Below are 19,632 nucleotides of genomic sequence, written 5' to 3' on the forward strand. Positions count from 1 at the left end.
AGTTTCAGGCAGGCGTTCCTCTTCAGGAGACTCCGATGTCCGTTGAGCAAGCTGCGGTGCAACGCGCCGACTTCGACCAGGTAATGGTCCCTAATTACGCGCCCGCCGGTTTTATTCCCGTGCGTGGCGCAGGCTCCCGAGTCTGGGACCAGTCGGGCCGTGAGTTGGTCGATTTCTCCGGCGGGATCGCCGTCAACGTATTGGGTCATTGCCATCCTGCGCTGGTCGGTGCCTTGACCGAGCAGGGCAACAAGCTCTGGCACGTTTCCAACGTCTTCACCAACGAGCCGGCGTTGCGCCTGGCCAAAAAGCTGGTGGATGCCACGTTCGCCGAGCGCGTTTTCTTCTGTAACTCCGGCGCTGAAGCCAACGAAGCCGCTTTCAAGCTGGCGCGTCGTGTTTCCCACGATTTGTATGGCCCGGAAAAGTACGAAATCGTTGCGGCGCTCAACAGCTTCCACGGCCGCACGCTCTTTACGGTCAGCGTGGGTGGTCAGCCCAAGTATTCCGATGGGTTCGGGCCGAAAATCACCGGCATCAGCCATGTCCCTTACAACGACCTGGCTGCGTTGAAGGCCGCGGTCACCGACAAAACCTGCGCGGTGGTTCTGGAGCCGATCCAGGGCGAAGGCGGTGTGTTGCCGGCTGATCTGGAGTTCCTGCAAGGCGCCCGGCAGCTGTGCGACGAGCACAATGCCCTGCTGATTTTCGACGAAGTGCAGAGTGGCATGGGCCGCAGCGGCCATCTGTTTGCCTACATGCACTACGGCGTGACGCCGGACATTCTGTCCAGCGCCAAAAGCATCGGCGGTGGTTTCCCGATGGCTGCGATGCTGACCACGGAAAAACTGGCCAAGCACTTTGCGGTGGGCGTTCATGGCACGACGTACGGCGGCAACCCGTTGGCGTGTGCGGTCGGCAATGCGGTGATGGACGTTGTCCATACCCAGGAAGTCCGTGATGGCGTCAAAGCCAGGCATGACATGTTCAAGGCACGCCTTGAGCAGATCGGCGAGAAATACGGCGTGTTCAGCCAGGTGCGCGGCCTGGGCCTGTTGATCGGCTGCGTGTTGACTGACCCCTGGAAGGGCAAGGCCAAGGACTTCTTCAATGCTGCCGAGCATGAAGGCGTCATGGTGTTGCAAGCCGGTCCCGACGTGATGCGTTTCGCGCCCAGTCTGGTGATCGAAGAGGTGGACATCACCGAAGGGCTGGACCGCTTCGAGCGTGCCGTCGCCAAACTGACCCAGGCCTGATAACGGCTGCTTCAGCGCTACATTCCCCGACGCTGGCCCCTTGAGCGGGCGTCGGGCATTTTTCCAGTGCCGTGTGGACTTGAAACCGCCGGACGCTTTTTTCTGTGCCGGAAGTGTCCGGCCGTTTATTCCCGTAAGGAGTGGCACCATGCTCGTGATGCGCCCCGCGCAAATGGCTGATCTGGCCGAGGTCCAGCGCCTCGCCGCCGACAGCCCGATCGGTGTCACATCCCTGCCCGACGATGCTGAACGCCTGCGCGACAAGATCGCCGCTTCAGAAGCGTCGTTCTCCGCCGAAGTCAGTTTCAACGGTGAAGAAAGCTACTTTTTCGTGCTCGAAGACAGCCAGACCGGTCGTCTCGTCGGCTGCTCGGGCATTGTTGCTTCGGCGGGCTATTCAGAACCCTTCTACAGCTTTCGCAACGAGACGTTTGTTCACGCCTCCCGGGAGTTGAAGATTCACAACAAGATTCACGTGCTTTCCCAGTGCCATGACCTGACCGGCAACAGCTTGCTGACCAGCTTTTATGTGGTCCCCGAGCTTGTGGGCAGTGCGTGGTCGGAGCTCAACTCCCGTGGCCGCCTGTTGTTCGTGGCCAGTCATCCGGAGCGTTTCGCTGATTCGGTCGTAACCGAAATCGTTGGTTACAGCGATGAAAACGGCGACTCGCCTTTCTGGGACGCCATCGGCCGTAACTTTTTCGATCTGAATTACGCCGCCGCCGAGCGTTTGTGTGGCCTGAAAAGCCGGACGTTCCTCGCCGAGCTGATGCCGCATTACCCCATCTACGTGCCGTTGCTGCCGGACGCCGCCCAGGAAGCCATGGGCCAGGTACACCCGCGGGCGCAGATCACCTTCGACATCCTGATGCGCGAAGGCTTCGAGACCGATCATTACATTGACATCTTCGACGGTGGCCCGACGCTGCATGCGCGGGTTTCAGGGATTCGCTCCATCGCACAGAGCCGGCTTGTGCCGGTCAAAGTCGACCAGAACAAACCCACTGATGCAGGGACCGGCGGTCGGCTCTATCTGGTGGCCAACGGGCTGCTGCAGGATTACCGCGCAGTCCTGCTGGAACTGGACTGGGCCCCGGGCAAACCGGTGTTGTTGAGTCTGGAGGCCGCCGAAGCCCTGGGCGTCGGTGAAGGTGCCAGCGTGCGCATCGTGGCGGTCTGAGACAGCCATTGAGTTCTGGATTGCAGGTTTAGCGAGTTTCGCGGGTTCCTCCAGGGAATCCGCGCTGAGGAGAAAGCATGATCGTTCGTCCCGTAAGCAGCAGTGACCTGCCGGCGCTGATCGAGTTGGCGCGCAGCACCGGCGCCGGCTTGACGACCTTGCCCGCCAACGAAGGGCGCCTGGCCCACCGGGTAGGCTGGGCGGAAAAAACCTTCCGTGGCGAAGCCGAGCGCGGCGATGCCGACTACCTGTTCGTGCTTGAAGACGACGACGGGCAGGTGGTCGGCATCTCGGCGATTGCCGGTGCCGTCGGCCTGCGCGAGCCCTGGTACAACTATCGGGTCGGCCTGACGGTCAGCGCCTCCCAGGAATTGAACATTTATCGGGAAATCCCGACGTTGTTCCTGGCCAATGACCTGACCGGTAACTCCGAGCTGTGCTCGCTGTTTTTGCGCAGCGATGCCCGCACCGGCCTTAATGGCCGCATGCTGGCCAAGGCGCGCCTGTTGTTCATCGCCGAGTTCCCGCAGTTATTCGGCAAGAAGATCATTGCCGAGATGCGCGGTATGTCCGACGAGCACGGCCAATCGCCGTTCTGGGAGAGCCTGGGGCGGCACTTTTTCAAGATGGAATTCAGTCAGGCCGATTACCTCACCGGGGTGGGCAACAAAGCGTTCATCGCTGAATTGATGCCTAAATTCCCGCTGTACACCTGCTTCCTCTCTGAAGACGCACGCAACATTATTGGCCGCGTGCACCCGGACACCGAGCCGGCGTTGGCCATGCTCAAAAGCGAAGGCTTCAGCTATCAGGGCTACGTGGATATTTTTGACGCCGGCCCGGCCATTGAATGCGAAACCGCGAAAATCCGCGCCGTGCGCGACAGTCAGGCCCTGGTGCTGGCCATCGGCACGCCGGGCGACGACGCAACACCGTTTTTGATCCACAACCGCAAGCGTGAAGGCTGCCGCATTACCGCCGCCGCCGCGCGTCTGGCCGCTGGCACGCTGGTGGTCGATCCGATGACTGCAAAGCGCCTGCGCCTCAGTGCGGGCGATCAAGTCCGCGCCGTGCCGTTGTCCGCAGCCCGGGAGGCTATCTGATGAGCACACTGTATATCGCCGGGGCCTGGCTGGCCGGGCAGGGCGAGGCATTCGAATCCCTTAATCCCGTCACCCAACAGGTGCTGTGGTCCGGGCAAGGCGCGTCGACCGCCCAGGTAGACGTCGCGGTCCGTGCCGCCCGCGAGGCCTTCGCGCCTTGGGCGAGCCGTTCTCTGGATGAGCGTATTGCCGTGCTGGAAGCGTTCGCCGCCAGCCTGAAAAACAACGCCGATGCTCTCGCCCGCTGCATTGGCGAAGAAACCGGCAAGCCACTCTGGGAGTCCGCGACCGAAGTGACCAGCATGGTCAACAAGATTGCGATTTCCGTGCAGAGCTACCGTGAGCGTACCGGTGAGAAGAGTGGCCCGCTGGGCGACGCCACCGCCGTGCTGCGCCATAAACCCCACGGCGTCGTGGCGGTGTTCGGGCCTTACAACTTTCCGGGGCATTTGCCCAATGGCCATATTGTCCCGGCGTTGCTGGCGGGCAACACGGTGCTGTTCAAACCCAGCGAGCTGACCCCTAAAGTCGCGCAATTGACCGTCCAGTGCTGGATCGAAGCGGGCTTGCCTGCGGGCGTTCTGAACCTGCTGCAAGGCGGCCGTGAAACCGGCATCGCCCTGGCGGCAAATCCTGGCATAGACGGGCTGTTCTTCACCGGTTCCAGTCGCACCGGCAATGCTTTGCATCAGCAATTTGCCGGACGACCGGACAAGATTCTGGCCCTGGAAATGGGTGGCAATAACCCGTTGGTGGTGGAAGAGGTCGCCGATGTGGAAGCGGCGGTGTACACCGTTATCCAGTCGGCGTTCATCTCGGCCGGGCAGCGCTGCACCTGCGCCCGCCGCCTGTTGGTGCCACAAGGCCAGTGGGGGGATACCTTCATTGAGCGTCTGGTTGAGGTCACGCGCATGATTGAAGTCGGCGCGTTCGACCAGCAGCCCGCACCGTTCATGGGGTCGGTGATTTCCCTGCAGGCCGCCCAGGCGTTACTGGCCGCTCAGCAGCAGTTGCTGGCCAATGGCGCCGTTGCCCTGCTGGAAATGACCCAGCCGCAGACGTCAGCCGCCTTGCTGACGCCGGGAATCCTTGAAGTGACCCATGTCAGCGATCGCCTTGATGAAGAGCTGTTCGGCCCGCTGTTGCAGGTTAGCCGCTACGCTGATTTTGACGCGGCCATCGCCGAAGCCAATGACACGCAGTATGGTCTGGCAGCAGGCTTATTATCAGATTCCGAGGCGCGCTACCGGCAGTTCTGGCTACAAAGCCGGGCGGGCATCGTCAACTGGAACAAACAGCTGACTGGTGCTGCCAGCAGCGCCCCGTTCGGTGGCGTGGGCGCCTCGGGTAATCATCGGGCCAGTGCTTACTACGCAGCCGACTATTGCGCCTACCCGGTGGCCTCGCTCGAGAGCAACAGCCTGACCTTGCCTGCGACGTTGACGCCGGGTGTGCGACTTGCCTGATGCACCGACTTGATGCTTATAAAAACAGATCCACGGAGCCGTGCCGATGAAATCCTACGAAGTCAATTTTGACGGCCTGGTGGGGCCGACCCACAACTACGGTGGACTGTCCTACGGCAACGTCGCGTCCCAGAGCAACAGTCAGCAGTCCTCCAACCCCAGGGAGGCGGCGTTGCAGGGCCTGGCGAAAATGAAAGCGCTGATGGATATGGGCTTCACTCAGGGCGTGCTCGCCCCCCAGGAGCGCCCGGATGTTGGCGGCTTGCGCAGGCTGGGGTTCAGCGGCACCGATGCGCAAGTGATTGAACAAGCGGCGAAGCAGGACATGCCTTTGCTGGTCGCCAGCTGTTCTGCATCCAGTATGTGGGTCGCCAATGCGGCGACGGTCAGCCCGAGCGCTGACACCGCTGATGGTCGCGTGCATTTCACCGCCGCCAACCTCAACTGCAAATACCACCGCAGCATCGAGCACCCGACCACCAGTCGCGTGCTCGGAGCGATGTTCGCCGATCAGCAGCATTTCGCCCATCACCCTGCATTACCGGCGGTGGCGCAGTTTGGCGACGAAGGGGCCGCCAACCACACCCGGCTGTGCCGCGATTACGGCGAGGCCGGCGTCGAGTTTTTCGTGTTTGGCCGCAGCGCGTTCGATACCCGCTACCCCGCGCCTCAGAAGTACCCGGCGCGGCAGACGCTGGAAGCCTCCCAGGCCGTGGCGCGTCTGCATGGCCTGAGCGAAAGCGGTGTTGTCTACGGACAGCAGAATCCAGCGGTCATCGATCAGGGCGTTTTCCACAATGACGTGATCGCCGTGGGTAATGGCGAAGTGCTGTTCTATCACGAGGATGCGTTCATCCACACCGAGCGCATGCTCGCTGAGCTGCAGGAAAAACTCGCCCGTTGCGGCGGTCAGTTGCGTGCGATTTGCGTGCCCCGCGCCGAAGTGGCGGTCGAGGATGCCGTGCGCTCCTACCTTTTCAACAGTCAATTGCTGTCTCGCCCGGATGGCTCGATGGTGTTGATCGTGCCGGAAGAGTGCCGAAGCAATGAGCGCGTCTGGCGCTATCTGCAAGGCTTGATCGCCAGCGCTAACCCGGTGTCGGAAGTGAAAGTTTTCGACCTCAAGCAGAGCATGCAGAACGGTGGCGGTCCGGCCTGCCTGCGTTTGCGTGTCGCGCTCAATGAAACCGAGCTGGCAGCCGTCAACCCAGGCGTTATCATGACCGCGCCGTTGTACGACACGCTGACGCAGTGGGTTGATAAACATTATCGCGATCGCATGCGCGAAACCGACCTTGCCGACCCGCAATTGTTGCTTGAGTGTCGCGCGGCACTGGATGAATTGACCCAAATCCTTAAACTGGGCTCGGTCTATCCTTTCCAACATATTTGATCCCGAGGCGCGTCTGGTCAAAAGCATCAGGCGCCGGGTTTTTCCTCTCTACAGAGCATTCGATTATGAGCGACACCCTGCAGTTGATCCTTGAAGACACCGACGGCACCCAGCTGGAAACTTCCTGCACCCGCGTTGCTGTCATGTGGCAGGGCAAGGAATTGTGGATTCAGCATGACGGCCGTGGCCAGTTGCTGATCGGCGTTGATGTGGAAGAAGGCGATGCCGAATACGCCAACCTGCTGTTGCGCCCGCTGGCCACCAACCTGGTCAGTCTGCAACTGGAAATGGAACCGGCCGACGTCGGTGACGAGGAAGAACACGTCCACGGTCCGGACTGCAATCACGATCACTAAGGAACATTGCCAATGCTCGCCCTCGGCAAACTGCTTGAACTGACCCTGGCTGGACGTGAACCAGCGGAAAAGACTCAAACGACTGTCGACGGCGTGCGCTTGCGATGGCTTGGCGAAGGCGCTCTGGAAGTGCGTCCACCCCAGGATCTGGATAACGGCACTGACTTGCTGCTGTCCGCCGGCATTCACGGCAATGAAACTGCCCCCATCGAGCTGCTGGATGATCTGATCCGCAGCATTGCGCGTAGCGAACTCAAGCCGCACGCACGAATTCTGTTCCTGTTTGGCAATCCCGAAGCCATTCGCCAGGGGGAGCGTTACGTCGAACAGGACGTTAACCGTCTATTCAATGGCCGTCACGAATTGAGCGGTGGCGCGGAAGCCCTGCGTGCCTGTGAACTGGAACGTCTGGCCGATTCGTTCTTCAGCCTGCCTGACCGTTATCGCCTGCATTACGACCTGCACACGGCCATTCGCGGTTCGAAGATCGAACAGTTCGCGTTATATCCCTGGAAGGAAGGCCGTCAACACGCCCGCCGCGAGCTGGCGCGCCTGCGGGCGGCGGGCATGGAAGCGGTGCTGTTGCAGAACAAACCCTCCATCGTGTTCAGCGCCTACACCTACGATAAGCTCGGTGCCGAGTCTTTCACGCTGGAGCTGGGCAAGGCCCGGCCATTTGGGCAGAACCAACAGGTCAATCTCGAACCCTTGCGGGCGCGGCTGATGCAGATCATCGACGGCAGTGAGCCCGATGAAGAAGACAGCCTGGAGGGTCTGCAGCTGTTCAGTGTGGCGCGGGAAGTCATCAAGCACAGCGATGCCTTTCGGCTGCATCTACCTGTGGATGTGGAAAACTTTTCCGAGTTGGAGAAGGGCTATGTGCTCGCCGAAGACCTGGCCGATTCACGCTGGATCGTTGAGGAGGAGAATGCGCGAATCATCTTTCCGAACCCCAAGGTCAAGAATGGCTTGCGTGCGGGGATATTGATCGTGCCAGCCACTGACGACGGATTGATCTGAGAGTAGCCATCTCTCCGTCGCGTGACTGACACCACGCCCGTTGGAGCGAGCGGGCGGCGTTCCTACACCAATTCGCTGTTTAGCCCACTGCCTTGTGCAAGGTCAAACCACGACGCAGGTCCCGCAGCTTGTTCAGTGTATCGGCGCAGGTTTGAGCCGCTTCCTTGCCTTTTACGACAAAGTGATTGAAGAAGAAATTCTGGTGTTCATCGCCCGCGTGGAAATTGTGCGGCGTCAGGACCACCGAGAACACGGGGACCTGAGTCTCCAGCTGCACTTGCATCAAGGCACTGATAACGGATTGAGCGACGAACTCATGGCGATACAAACCGCCATCCACCACCAGACCTGCTGCGACGATGCCTGCATAGCGACCACTGTTGGCCAATAATTTAGCGTGCAAGGGGATTTCGAAGGCGCCGCCGACTTCGAAGAAGTCGATATCGGTTTCTGCGTAGCCCTGATTGACCATTTCTGCGACAAAGCCTTTGCGGCTCTGATCGACAATATCCTTGTGCCAGCAAGCCTGGATAAACGCGACGCGTTCGTTCGGCTGGTTTTTGCCTTTGCTGTCAATTGCTGTGGGTTGCATCTGTTCTGTCTCCTGTTTGTGAAAAAAACAGGGCGCTTTGGATCGAAAGGGATTCAAGGGTACGAACACGCCGCGCCTGAACGAGAACGTTCACAGCGTTGCTGTGCGGACTGCCTTTGGTGCCAACCCCGTTCTCTCTTCATCCGGACTATGACCGTCGGCCCCGGAATCCAACCGGGTCTGCTGACCCTGCACAGCCGTCATGCCATGCAGGCGCTCGCGGGCTAAACGCATTGCGCGTCATTACCGCCGGTGGGGAATCGCACCCCGCCCTGAGAACGTTGCCGACCGCTTTAATGCGTCGGCGCGCAGTTTTTATCACAGTTTTCCGGGTTCTGCATAAACGCTTAGTCGCAGGTTGCTGCTTTTTTCTTATAGTCCAGTGATGTAATAGGTCATGGCCCACCTTGATAATCATCAACGATGGCCTTAGTAATACCCTGTTTCAACCCCCGCACTTGCCCCCAAGGAGCTTTCCGTGACGGTCATCGACCTGCGTAGCGACACAGTTACTCAACCCACCACCGGCATGCTCCAAGCCATGGCTCAAGCCCCGTTGGGTGACGATGTGTACGGTGAGGACCCGAGCGTCAACGCCCTGCAAGCGCGGCTCTGCGAAGAGCTGGGATTCCCTGCGGCGTTGTTTGTGCCCACTGGAACCATGAGCAATTTGCTTGGTTTGATGGCCCACTGCGAGCGCGGCGATGAATACATCGTGGGGCAGCAGGCTCACACGTATAAATATGAAGCCGGCGGGGCGGCAGTTCTGGGCTCCATTCAGCCTCAGCCGCTGGAGTTCCTGGCCGATGGATCGCTGGACCTGGGGCACGTGCTGACGGCGATCAAGCCGGACGACTTTCACTTCGCCCGTACCCGTTTGCTGGCGCTGGAAAACACCATGCAGGGCAAAGTATTGCCCTTGAGCTACCTCGCGGCCGCTCGCAAGCTGACTCAGGAAAAAGGTCTGGCCTTGCATCTGGATGGCGCACGCCTCTACAACGCCGTCGTCAAACTGGGGGTGGAGGCTCGGGAGATCACTCAGTATTTCGATTCTGTTTCGGTGTGCCTGTCCAAAGGCCTCGGCGCGCCCGTCGGATCGGTGCTGTGCGGGTCGCAGGAATTGATCGACAAGGCGCGTCGTCTGCGCAAGATGGTCGGTGGCGGCATGCGTCAGGCCGGAATGCTGGCGGCGGCCGGGATGTATGCCCTGGACAATCACGTCCAGCGCCTCGCGGACGACCATGCCAATGCCGCGTTTCTGGCTCAGGGATTGGCCGATCTTGGCTATCAGGTGGAGCCGGTGCAGACCAACATGGTCTACGTGCAGATCGACAATCGGTCTGAGTCGCTCAAGACATTCTGCGCCGAGCGTGGCATCCGTTTGAGTGCCGCACCCCGTCTGCGCATGGTGACTCACCTGGATGTTTCCCGTGATCAGATCAATCAGGTCATTGCTGCATTTGCCGAGTTTGCCCGAACTTGACGCGCCGATAGTCCAGTAGCTTGTTTCTATCGAACAAACACGCTGTACCGAAGACGCAACGCCTATATAATGCGGCCCTTTGCCGTCGCTACGTCACATGACGTTTTGCAATTGCCTCTGGCCGCAGTCTCCGTGGAAGAACCTATGAAAAGCGCAGAAATCCGTGAAGCCTTCCTGGGCTTTTTCGAAGAGCAGGGCCACACGCGTGTCGCCTCCAGCTCCCTGATCCCGGGCAACGACCCAACCCTGCTGTTCACCAACGCGGGCATGAACCAGTTCAAGGATTGCTTCCTGGGCCAGGAAAAACGTGCCTACACCCGTGCGGTGAGCAGCCAGAAATGCGTACGCGCCGGCGGCAAGCACAATGACCTGGAAAACGTCGGTTATACCGCTCGTCACCACACCTTTTTCGAAATGCTGGGCAATTTCAGTTTTGGCGACTATTTCAAGCGTGACGCCATCACCTACGCCTGGACGTTCCTGACCTCGGACAAATGGCTGAACCTGCCCAAGGAAAAACTCTGGGTCACGGTCTACGCCTCCGATGACGAAGCCTACGATATCTGGACCAAGGAAATCGGCGTACCGGCCGAGCGCATGGTTCGTATCGGCGATAACAAAGGCGCGCCATACGCCTCCGACAACTTCTGGACCATGGGCGATACCGGGCCGTGCGGTCCTTGCACCGAGATTTTCTTCGACCACGGCGCTGACATCTGGGGCGGCCCACCGGGCTCGCCGGAAGAAGACGGCGACCGCTATATCGAAATCTGGAACAACGTTTTCATGCAGTTCAACCGCACCGCCGATGGCGTACTGCATCCGTTGCCAGCACCGTCGGTTGACACCGGCATGGGCCTGGAGCGGATCAGCGCCGTGCTGCAGCACGTGAACTCCAACTACGAAATCGACTTGTTCCAGAGCCTGCTGGCGGCGGCCGCCAAGGCCATCGGTTGCACCAATGACAATCAGGCTTCACTGAAAGTCGTGGCGGACCACATTCGTTCCTGCGGTTTCCTGATCGCTGATGGCGTACTGCCGTCGAACGAAGGCCGTGGCTATGTGCTGCGCCGCATCATTCGTCGCGCTTGCCGTCACGGTAACAAGTTGGGTGCGAAGGGTAGCTTTTTCTATCAGATCGTCGCGGCGCTGGTCACCGAGATGGGCACTGCCTTCCCGGAATTGACTCAGCAGCAGGCGCATATCGAGCGCGTGCTCAAGGCTGAAGAAGAGCAGTTCGCCAAGACGCTTGAGCAGGGTTTGAAGATCCTCGAGCAGGACCTGGCTGAGCTCAAAGGTACCGTGGTGCCCGGCGACGTCGTGTTCAAACTCTACGACACCTACGGCTTCCCGATGGATTTGACGGGCGACATCGCTCGCGAACGTAACCTGACCCTCGACGAGGAAGGTTTCGAACGCGAGATGGATGCCCAGCGCGTGCGCGCTCGTTCGGCCAGCTCCTTCGGCATGGACTACAACAGCCTGGTCAAGGTTGACGTCGCGACGAACTTCATCGGTTACAAAGCGACCCGCAGTGAAGCCAGCGTTGTCGCGCTCTATAAAGACGGTCAGGCCGTGCAGCAGTTGAGCGAAGGCGAAGAGGGTGTTGTGATCCTCGATACCACGCCTTTCTACGCCGAGTCCGGCGGTCAGATTGGCGACTGCGGTTTCATTCAGGCTGGCGAAGCGCGCTTTGATGTCCGTGACACCACCAAGACGGGTGGCGCATTCCTGCATCACGGTGTCGTAGTGGCGGGCAGCCTCCAGGTCGGCGTTTCGGTGAATGCCGAAGTGGAGGCCGAGGTTCGTCATGCCACGGCGTTGAACCACTCGGCGACCCACTTGCTGCACGCCGCATTGCGTCAGGTGTTGGGTGAGCATGTGACCCAGAAGGGGTCTTTGGTTGACAGCCAGCGTCTGCGATTCGACTTCAGCCACTTCGAGGCGATCAAGCCAGAGCAATTGAAAGCCCTGGAAGACATCGTCAACGAGCAAGTACGCAAGAATACGGCGGTCGAGACAGAAGAAACCGATATCGAAACCGCCAAAAAGAAGGGCGCCATGGCGCTGTTCGGCGAGAAGTACGGTGACAGTGTCCGTGTTCTGACCATGGGTGGCGATTTTTCTGTCGAGCTGTGTGGCGGCATTCACGCGAACCGTACCGGCGACATCGCGGTGTTCAAGATCATCAGCGAAGGTGGCGTGGCCGCCGGCGTGCGTCGCATCGAGGCCGTGACCGGCGCTGCGGCCCTGGCCTATCTCAATGGGGCCGAAGATCAACTCAAGGAAGCCGCGACCCTGATCAAAGGTAATCGCGACAACCTGCTGGACAAGCTTTCGGCGGTGCTCGAGCGCAATCGTCTGCTGGAAAAGCAACTGGAACAATTGCAGGCCAAGGCGGCCAGCGCTGCGGGTGACGATCTGTCTTCTGCCGCACTGGACGTCAAGGGTGTAAAAGTGCTGGCCGTGCGCCTGGACGGTCAGGATGGCAAGGCGCTGCTGGCCCTTGTCGATCAATTGAAGAACAAGCTCGGCCGAGCGGTGATCCTGCTCGGCAGTGTCCATGAAGACAAGGTTGTACTGGTTGCAGGCGTGACCAAGGACCTGACTGGCCAACTCAAAGCCGGTGATTTGATGAAGCAAGCGGCTGCCGCCGTAGGTGGTAAAGGTGGCGGTCGTCCTGATATGGCCCAAGGTGGCGGCGTGGACGCTGGGGCGCTGGATGCAGCGTTGGCGCTGACGGTTCCTTTTGTCGAACAGGGTATTTAAGTCGACCTTCCAGGCCTGTTGCTCGGCAGCAGGCCTTGGCGCTTGGGTTTAACGTTTAATGGGCGCCCTTAATGGGCTGAGGCGGCTTTGAGATGGCTTTGATCGTACAGAAATTTGGAGGCACCTCGGTAGGCTCGGTTGAGCGCATCGAACAGGTCGCTGACAAAGTTAAAAAATTCCGCGAAGCCGGCGATGACCTGGTTGTGGTGTTGTCGGCCATGAGTGGCGAGACCAATCGTCTGATCGATCTGGCCAGGCAAATCAGTGATCAACCGGTTCCTCGTGAACTGGATGTGATCGTGTCCACCGGCGAGCAGGTCACAATCGCGCTGCTGGCCATGGCCTTGATCAAACGCGGTGTGCCAGCCGTTTCCTATACCGGCAATCAGGTTCGCATCCTGACGGACAGCGCGCACAACAAGGCGCGAATCCTACAGATTGATGATCAGAAAATTCGCGCTGACCTGAAGGCTGGTCGTGTGGTTGTTGTCGCCGGTTTCCAGGGTGTCGATGAGAACGGCAATATCACGACCTTGGGTCGTGGCGGTTCCGATACCACGGGCGTGGCGTTGGCAGCTGCGCTGAAGGCCGATGAATGCCAGATCTATACCGACGTCGATGGCGTCTATACCACTGACCCGCGAGTGGTGTCGCAAGCTCAACGCCTGGACAAGATCACCTTTGAAGAGATGCTGGAAATGGCCAGCCTCGGTTCAAAGGTGCTGCAGATCCGTGCCGTTGAGTTTGCCGGCAAGTACAACGTTCCGCTGCGCGTACTGCACAGCTTCAAGGAGGGGCCGGGCACCCTCATTACCATTGATGAAGAGGAATCCATGGAACAGCCGATCATTTCCGGCATCGCTTTCAACCGCGATGAAGCCAAGCTGACCATCCGTGGTGTGCCAGACACGCCGGGCGTGGCCTTCAAGATCCTCGGGCCTATCAGTGGCGCGAACATCGAAGTCGACATGATCGTGCAGAACGTTGCGCACGATAACACCACCGATTTCACCTTCACAGTGCACCGCAATGATTACCAGGCGGCCTTGCAAGTCCTTGAGACGACAGCCAGCGAAATCGGCGCGCGTGAGGTTTCCGGTGATACCAAGATCGCCAAGGTCTCCATTGTCGGCGTCGGTATGCGCTCGCACGCGGGCGTAGCCAGTCGCATGTTCGAAGCCCTGGCGAAAGAGAGCATCAATATTCAGATGATCTCGACTTCGGAAATCAAGGTTTCGGTCGTTATAGAAGAGAAGTACCTGGAGTTGGCTGTTCGGGCACTCCATACAGCCTTCGAGCTGGATGCGCCCCGACAGGGTGAGTGACGCGTGATCAAAAGGCGCGGCGTGACCGCGCCTTTTGTTTTATTGATGGCGCAAAGCCTGTTCTTTTCTTTGTGTCGATCAATACTCAGGCTGCGTCCGTTTTAGTCGCTGGCGTTGCCTGCCGGGTTTACCGATTGTTGTCCCTGAATGTAATGCGTGAGGAGAAAGGTATGCTGATTCTGACTCGTCGATGCGCAGAGAGCCTGATTATTGGTGATGGCGAAATCACCGTGACCGTGCTTGGCGTCAAAGGTAATCAGGTGCGGATTGGCGTTAACGCGCCCAAGGAAGTCGCCGTTCACCGTGAAGAGATTTACCTGCGCATCAAGAAAGAGAAGGACCAGGAACCAAGCCATTAATTTTTATTGAATTTTTGGTTTGCAAACGGGGAAAAGGGTGGTTATTATACGCCCCGTGTTGCGGAGAGCTGGCCGAGTGGCCGAAGGCGCTCCCCTGCTAAGGGAGTACACCTCAAAAGGGTGTCGGGGGTTCGAATCCCCCGTTCTCCGCCATTATTTGCGTAGTACGTTGTTTCTGGCTTTATCGGTAAGTGTTTGATTTTATTAGATAAAGTGCTTGACCAAAAGATTCGACGGCCTATAATGCGCGGCAACAAATGCACTCGTAGCTCAGCTGGATAGAGTACTCGGCTACGAACCGAGCGGTCACAGGTTCGAATCCTGTCGAGTGCACCATTTAAAGGTTGTTTGCAGTAATGCAAGTGACTTGCTTCAACCAGCGGTGGTCTGGTTTATCAAACGCCAAATGCACTCGTAGCTCAGCTGGATAGAGTACTCGGCTACGAACCGAGCGGTCACAGGTTCGAATCCTGTCGAGTGCACCAAACACCAAAAAGCCCGCATCTCGATGCGGGCTTTTTGCCGTCTAGCGTTTACCTTTTACGCAGCCCTTCTCATCAAAACTGACCTGGCTGCTTCGCCCCTTCTTTTCGTTATACACGTAGCGCATTTCTCCGTTGCGGTTCACAACCTTGTCAGGTCTGCCCAGTACGCTTTCCACTTCTCGCTGGGTCATCCCGGGTGGGGTTTGCCGATTGATGATCGCGCGTCGGCGCTGCTCGTCGCTTAGACGATTCCCGCACCCATCGTCGCGCTGCCCTACAACAGTTATCTCCTTCGCTTTGCGGTCTGCGCCAGCTTGTCGGCGGGGCAGTGCCTGTGCATGCGGTGGGAGTAGGGCCTCATGTGTATTGCTCCCGGGTGGAGCGTTGTAGGCGTTTCGCAGTTGCGTGTCATGCTCGCCTGGACAGCCAAGAGAAGTAAACGTGATGTTGCCAGCAGAGTCTTCGCAGCGCTGCACAACTGTGGCGTGCAGGGACAGCGGCAGGCAGACAAGGGTGCTGCACAGGATCTGGCGAATGTGAAAGGGCATATGCGTCCTCCATGACGTGCTTGCTCTGGAGGCTAACCAAAGGCAGATTCTTCTGCGAGCGTGTTTTCTTGGCTGAATGTGACGTCGAAGTAATGCCGGCTCGCGCGTTGTTTAAGTTTGTGTTGCAAGCGTTTGTTCTGGCCAGAATTTTGTAGCGTGCAATACGGTCGAGCGGTGTATCATTGCGCCCGTCAGCCCCGTCGGGGCTTGTGGAATCCCTCCATGGACTTACCCAGTAGCTACTCAACAGTTTTTTTCAACAATCATGCATTAACTGATTGATCTCCCGGCGTGCTCCGCTGCTGGGAGTGGAGTTCGCCTATGACCAAAATCGAAGTAAAGAAAACGAAGGAAAGTTTGCAGGATCGTCTGGCTCAAGTCATCGAGCTCCTGCAACGCCAGCGTCTTGTGGAAGATCTGACCCATCGCCAGGAAGGGCAGAATCAAGATCGCGTAGAAAATCTCGTCCATCGGCAGAACCTCGTTGAGTTGCAGCGCAAGCTCGACGACCTTCACTCCGCCGACGTCGCCTACATACTTGAAGCGTTGCCACTTGAGGATCGTCTGACGGTTTGGCAATTGGTCAAGGCTGAGCGCGACGGCGACATCCTTCTCGAGGTATCCGACTCCGTCCGGGAAACGCTGATCGCCGACATGGACGATCATGAGTTGTTGGCTGCGGCCAAGGAGATGGACGCCGACGAACTGGCGGACCTCGCCCCCGAACTGCCTCGCGATGTCGTCCATGAACTCATGGAGGCCCTGGATAGCCAGCAGCGTGAGCGCGTGCGTTCGGCCTTGTCTTATGATGAAGAGCAAGTCGGCGCTCTGATGGACTTCGAGATGGTGACCATCCGCGAGGATGTCAGTCTCGAAGTCGTATTGCGTTATCTTCGTCGCCTCAAAGAGCTGCCTGGGCATACCGACAAACTGTTCGTGGTCGACTACGACGGTGTGCTCAAGGGCGTTTTGCCTATTAAGCGATTGCTCGTCAATGACCCTGAAAAACAGGTGTCAGAGGTCATGGCAAACGATCCGGTGAGTTTCCATCCGGACGGCGATGCTTATGAGGCTGCTCAAGCCTTTGAGCGTTATGACTTGATTTCCTCTCCAGTGGTGGACAAGAACGGCAAGCTGATCGGCCGTTTGACCATTGACGAGATGGTTGACCTCATTCGTGAGGAAAGCGAAACCGAAGTCCTGAATATGGCGGGTCTGCGTGAAGAGGAGGATATCTTCGCTTCGGTCTGGAAATCGTTGCGTAACCGCTGGGCCTGGTTGGCAGTGAATTTGATTACCGCTTTCGTTGCGTCCCGGGTCATCGGTTTGTTTGAGGGGTCAATCGAGAAGCTGGTTGCGTTGGCAGCCCTGATGCCGATCGTCGCGGGTATCGGTGGTAACTCGGGTAATCAGACCATCACCATGATCGTGCGCGCGATGGCGCTGGATCAGGTCAGCACCGGTAATACTTCGCGTCTGCTGCGCAAGGAATTGGTTGTAGGGTTGATCAACGGTCTGGTGTGGGGCGGGGTAATCGGTGTTGTCGCTTACATGCTCTATGGAAGTTGGTCGTTGGGCGTGGTCATGACGGCTGCGATGACCCTCAACCTTCTCCTGGCCGCCTTGATGGGGGTTACGATCCCTATGACGCTGTCTCGTTTGGGGCGTGACCCGGCAATGGGGGCCAGTGTCATGATCACGGCGGTGACCGACAGTGGCGGCTTCTTTATATTCCTGGGATTGGCGACCATCTTTTTACTCTGATTAATCTGCATAAAAAAACCGCCTCTTAAGAGGCGGTTTTTTGTTTGAAATACGTCTTACAGGCAATAAAGAATAAGACTACAACAACTACACTGGTGCTGGGCCAGCTTATATTTTCTTGATTTCCTATCAGGCTTCGTTGTCTGTCGCTAATTCAGTGTCATGGGCGATCAAGGAAACCAATGCGTTCTGTTGGCGGTGGGAGAGTTGCCGAAAGCGTTGCAACAATTCGCGCTCATGCAGGGACAGCTCAGGGCTATCAAGGCGCAGACTCGGCTCATCGCCCAGTGCACCTTCCTGAATCAAGCTTTGTTCGAGTCGGGCAATGATCTCGGAGTTCATGCTGCGATGATGGTTTTTGGCTACCTCTTGCACGCGATTTCGCATGCCGTCTGGTAGGCGTACAACGAACTTGTCAGCCGTACGGCTGGAATAAGTAGCCTGTTTCATAGGGCTCATATATTTAACCGGTTAGTTCAAGGGGGGAGCGGTTCTAGCAAGTCGCCGCAAGATGTCATTATCTGACAGTCAGTTTGGCAATATGTTCAATCCGAATTATCTAGGAGGCCGCTATCATGCCTCAATACGCCGGATCCTTGGCGTCAATTCTGTGACAAATATTGACCTACGTAGAGGCGATTTGCCAGCACCAATTGTCAGAATTGCGAGCGACTATGCAAAAGCCTCATTCGTCCGCCCATCTGCCTGGCAGTACCCATCCGTACCTGCCAATTGCCATGATGGCTATCTGTCTTCAGCTTAGAAGCAAAACCGGCAAATACTACTGTGGGCCGACGGACGACACAAAGCAGGGAGCCATAGCGCGAATTTAAATGCAGGGGTAGCCGCTCGTAGAGTCTGGCGCTCGGCGACTATGGAGCGGGGTAGTGGGCAAGGCGACATACGGAGCGTGAGGGTCGTGTCTAGCGCAGCACCGGATCAAATTTAAAGCGCCGACCCGCCATCAGGGCGATCAGGAATGAAAAGAAGAAAACTCCGGCCCCGATTTTTGTGGCGAAGCTCAGAATCTCCGCTTCTCTCGGAAGCAGCAGCTCAGCCCCCATAAGCGTGACGGCGAGGATGACGAACAGCACGGCTAACTTGGACATGGCATTTCTCATTTCAGTGATGCGGGTAAACACAGTTTAAAAAATCCAGCGTGGCGCGCCATGGCTCCCCACGCTTTGCAGGTCGCTCTCATTTGCCAGGATTGCCGACTGCTGGCGCTGATGATTCATTATCGCCAATTGCGGCGCCTGGCTGATGAGGTGGTGAGGTTGAGGCTGTATCGCGGCGGAATCTGCTTGCGTACGATCATCATGAAAATGGAATGTCACCAATGCGACCAGGGCTGCAATGTTCAACACTGATAGGGTGACGTTCATATTCATGTACCTCCAACGACGTTCGGTGACCTATTCGGTGCTTGGGTCTTGCATCCTGCGTGCCAATCCAGATATGACATAAAATCCTTTAATTTCAACCATTTAATGAGTATTTTAGGATGGCTTAGGTTGCGTTTTGCAATGATGGCGAATTGCATCAGTGCAATTTGCATGATGTTTAGGGCGGACAAGCAGTCGGTGGAGTCGGACTACAGCATCTGCTGGTAATCACAACATGACAAAATCAGGCGGTGCCGTTAATATGCTCGCCGTTCTTCTGCCGTCGTACGTAGATCTGCGGCCATGTCTCAGTAGCTCAATTGGATAGAGCATCCCCCTCCTAAGGGGAAGGTTGGCCGTTCGAACCGGCCCTGGGACACCATATAAAGATAACGTCCAGACCTGCACCTCCCTCGCGGGGATGTTGACCCTCCATCACTGAAAATGGCGGCGATACATTATTTCTTCTTTTGTTGCTCCCTTATTTTCCGCGTCCACGACTGAGCTTGGAGTGGATGGGTGCGCCTTCGCTATATAGCATCGCTCTCTATCCTCCTCTTGCACTTGCCGCCAGGATGATTGCGCCGGCAACGGCAACGTCGTCGAGGTGTTATGTGATTTCGTAGCTTTCTAGTCGGTAGTCCCAATCGGTCGGTAGCCTCAATCGGTGGGTAGGCAGCTATCGTTGGTAGCTGTATAAGCGGTGCGCTCATCTCGCCCGGCGGGTCTGTTAGGGATCGTTTGGTGTTGGCTTCTATATATAGAAGGGCTTTCCTTTAGGTTGTGGTTGTGTTTTTCGCAGATATGCTGAATTAGCAGTTGACGCCCTCCCGAATCTCTCTATAATTCGCACCTCTTCCGGGGCAGACGAAACGGAAAACCTCTTGTTAATCAATTGGTTAGCCAGTTTGGTTGGCGAGGAAGAGGCTTCGATGGGTTGATCGAAAGCGGTGAAAAAAGGCAGTTGACAGCAGGTTGTAACGCTGTAGAATTCGCCTCCCGCTAACGAGCAACGTCAAGTTGAACGAAGCGCAAGTGGTTGAGGTTGCAAAGGAAACTTTGAAAGCTTCAGAAAATAACCGCTTGACAGATACAGAGGTTAGCGTAGAATGCGCGCCTCGGTTGAGACGAAAGCTCTTGACCAACCG

At 57.6% G+C, this 19,632-nt stretch carries 17 protein-coding genes, 4 tRNA genes and 1 riboswitch; of the genes, 16 read left to right on the forward strand and 5 right to left on the reverse strand.

The genetic code is table 11. From position 1 onward, the window contains the following. Positions 1–35: 35 nt before the first annotated feature. The 7 genes from ACP7B0_RS11865 (at position 36) to astE (ending at position 7,774) form a co-directional block, all read left to right on the forward strand. Positions 36–1,256: an aspartate aminotransferase family protein gene (locus ACP7B0_RS11865; RefSeq protein WP_426141518.1), complete on the forward strand. Its 1,221-nt coding sequence runs from the start codon at positions 36–38 to the stop codon at positions 1,254–1,256. A 148-nt stretch (positions 1,257–1,404) separates the two neighbouring features. Continuing rightward, complete coding sequence (gene aruF / locus ACP7B0_RS11870; protein ID WP_426141519.1) at positions 1,405–2,436, forward strand: arginine/ornithine succinyltransferase subunit alpha; 1,032 nt, start codon at positions 1,405–1,407, stop codon at positions 2,434–2,436. 77 nt (positions 2,437–2,513) lie between these two features. Beyond that, positions 2,514–3,539 (forward strand): arginine N-succinyltransferase, encoded by a 1,026-nt coding sequence (gene astA / locus ACP7B0_RS11875; protein ID WP_426141520.1) that lies wholly within the window; start codon positions 2,514–2,516, stop codon positions 3,537–3,539. Then, entirely contained in the window at positions 3,536–5,005 is a 1,470-nt protein-coding gene (gene astD, locus ACP7B0_RS11880) for a succinylglutamate-semialdehyde dehydrogenase (RefSeq protein ID WP_426141567.1), read from the forward strand. Before astA ends, astD begins: the two co-directional genes overlap by 4 nt. Before the next feature lie 46 nt (positions 5,006–5,051). Beyond that, on the forward strand, positions 5,052–6,398 hold the full coding sequence (astB, locus tag ACP7B0_RS11885) for an N-succinylarginine dihydrolase (RefSeq protein WP_426141521.1): 1,347 nt from the start codon (positions 5,052–5,054) through the stop codon (positions 6,396–6,398). A 65-nt stretch (positions 6,399–6,463) separates the two neighbouring features. Beyond that, positions 6,464–6,754, forward strand: coding sequence for a topoisomerase II (locus ACP7B0_RS11890; RefSeq protein WP_426141522.1), 291 nt, complete (start codon positions 6,464–6,466; stop codon positions 6,752–6,754). 12 nt (positions 6,755–6,766) lie between these two features. After that, positions 6,767–7,774 (forward strand): succinylglutamate desuccinylase, encoded by a 1,008-nt coding sequence (astE, locus tag ACP7B0_RS11895; protein ID WP_426141523.1) that lies wholly within the window; start codon positions 6,767–6,769, stop codon positions 7,772–7,774. Between the two features lie 79 nt (positions 7,775–7,853). Here the strand turns inward: astE and ACP7B0_RS11900 are convergent, their stop codons facing one another. Then, complete coding sequence (locus tag ACP7B0_RS11900) at positions 7,854–8,366, reverse strand: 6,7-dimethyl-8-ribityllumazine synthase (protein ID WP_426141525.1); 513 nt, start codon at positions 8,364–8,366, stop codon at positions 7,854–7,856. A 126-nt stretch (positions 8,367–8,492) separates the two neighbouring features. Then, positions 8,493–8,650, reverse strand: a riboswitch (FMN riboswitch). A 194-nt stretch (positions 8,651–8,844) separates the two neighbouring features. Between ACP7B0_RS11900 and ltaE the strand changes: the two genes are divergently transcribed. The 7 genes from ltaE to ACP7B0_RS11935 all read left to right on the forward strand — a co-directional run bounded on the left by ltaE (position 8,845) and on the right by ACP7B0_RS11935 (position 14,787). Further along, positions 8,845–9,849, forward strand: a complete 1,005-nt coding sequence (gene ltaE, locus ACP7B0_RS11905; protein WP_426141526.1) for a low-specificity L-threonine aldolase — start codon at positions 8,845–8,847, stop codon at positions 9,847–9,849. A gap of 144 nt (positions 9,850–9,993) precedes the next feature. Continuing rightward, the gene (gene alaS, locus ACP7B0_RS11910; protein ID WP_426141527.1) at positions 9,994–12,618 is read left to right on the forward strand and encodes an alanine--tRNA ligase; all 2,625 of its coding nucleotides are present in this window, start codon (positions 9,994–9,996) and stop codon (positions 12,616–12,618) included. Between the two features lie 92 nt (positions 12,619–12,710). After that, a complete protein-coding gene (locus ACP7B0_RS11915) occupies positions 12,711–13,943 on the forward strand; it encodes an aspartate kinase (protein ID WP_426141529.1) in 1,233 nt (410 codons plus the stop codon). Positions 13,944–14,113: 170 nt separating this feature from the next. After that, positions 14,114–14,302, forward strand: coding sequence for a carbon storage regulator CsrA (gene csrA, locus ACP7B0_RS11920; RefSeq protein ID WP_020290522.1), 189 nt, complete (start codon positions 14,114–14,116; stop codon positions 14,300–14,302). Between the two features lie 62 nt (positions 14,303–14,364). Beyond that, positions 14,365–14,455 (forward strand) — tRNA-Ser (locus tag ACP7B0_RS11925). A gap of 106 nt (positions 14,456–14,561) precedes the next feature. After that, a tRNA-Arg gene (locus ACP7B0_RS11930) sits at positions 14,562–14,638 on the forward strand. A 72-nt stretch (positions 14,639–14,710) separates the two neighbouring features. Beyond that, positions 14,711–14,787: transfer RNA gene (locus tag ACP7B0_RS11935), tRNA-Arg, on the forward strand. 41 nt (positions 14,788–14,828) lie between these two features. On the opposite strand, the gene bamE is transcribed toward ACP7B0_RS11935, so the two are convergent. Further along, positions 14,829–15,335 (reverse strand): outer membrane protein assembly factor BamE domain-containing protein, encoded by a 507-nt coding sequence (bamE, locus tag ACP7B0_RS11940; protein ID WP_426141530.1) that lies wholly within the window; start codon positions 15,333–15,335, stop codon positions 14,829–14,831. 321 nt (positions 15,336–15,656) lie between these two features. Between bamE and mgtE the strand changes: the two genes are divergently transcribed. After that, positions 15,657–17,099, forward strand: a complete 1,443-nt coding sequence (gene mgtE / locus ACP7B0_RS11945; protein WP_426141531.1) for a magnesium transporter — start codon at positions 15,657–15,659, stop codon at positions 17,097–17,099. Between the two features lie 129 nt (positions 17,100–17,228). Here mgtE and ACP7B0_RS11950 read toward each other — a convergent pair whose 3' ends face one another. From ACP7B0_RS11950 to ACP7B0_RS11960, 3 genes are all read right to left on the reverse strand, one after another. Next, the gene (locus ACP7B0_RS11950; protein ID WP_426141532.1) at positions 17,229–17,558 is read right to left on the reverse strand and encodes an Arc family DNA-binding protein; all 330 of its coding nucleotides are present in this window, start codon (positions 17,556–17,558) and stop codon (positions 17,229–17,231) included. 464 nt (positions 17,559–18,022) lie between these two features. Further along, positions 18,023–18,208, reverse strand: coding sequence for a PA3371 family protein (locus ACP7B0_RS11955; protein ID WP_426141533.1), 186 nt, complete (start codon positions 18,206–18,208; stop codon positions 18,023–18,025). Positions 18,209–18,244: 36 nt separating this feature from the next. Next, positions 18,245–18,490 carry a hypothetical protein gene (locus ACP7B0_RS11960; protein WP_426141535.1) on the reverse strand — a complete coding sequence of 82 codons (246 nt, stop codon included), beginning with the start codon at positions 18,488–18,490 and terminating at the stop codon, positions 18,245–18,247. A gap of 299 nt (positions 18,491–18,789) precedes the next feature. On the opposite strand from ACP7B0_RS11960, the gene ACP7B0_RS11965 reads away from it, so the two are divergent. Further along, a tRNA-Arg gene (locus tag ACP7B0_RS11965) sits at positions 18,790–18,866 on the forward strand. The last annotated feature ends 766 nt before the right edge of the window (positions 18,867–19,632 follow it).

It is taken from the genome of Pseudomonas sp. DWP3-1-2 (assembly GCF_049896285.1).
Lineage (GTDB): Bacteria > Pseudomonadota > Gammaproteobacteria > Pseudomonadales > Pseudomonadaceae > Aquipseudomonas.